This is a genomic window from Brevibacterium rongguiense (assembly GCF_009857845.1).
Classification (GTDB): Bacteria; Actinomycetota; Actinomycetes; order Actinomycetales; family Brevibacteriaceae; genus Brevibacterium; species Brevibacterium rongguiense.
Window position 1 is genome coordinate 1 of sequence record NZ_WWEQ01000172.1, and the last position, 251, is coordinate 251.

The window sequence follows — 251 nt, forward strand, 5'->3', positions numbered from 1 at the left end:
CACCCTCGCGGGCCTGACGGTCGTAGACCATACGCACGGCACGGTCACGCAGCTCTGGACTGAACTTCTTGGGCATGCTCCGATTCTCCTTGCTGAGACTCGGAACGAAACCCAGGGCGCTTCAGTCTCCCTGGCCACGGCGATGCCGGTCTACTTCGCCGATCCCCACTCGCCCTGGCAGAGGCCCAGCAACGAGAACACGAACCGGCTCTACCGGGAGTATCTGCCCAAGGGCACGGTGATCCCCGATC

1 pseudogene is annotated in these 251 nt (G+C 63.7%); it reads left to right on the forward strand.

Annotated features, from left to right (window positions below):
• Positions 1–142: 142 nt before the first annotated feature.
• Positions 143–251: pseudogene (locus tag GSY69_RS15500) on the forward strand (IS30 family transposase); the annotation flags it as partial.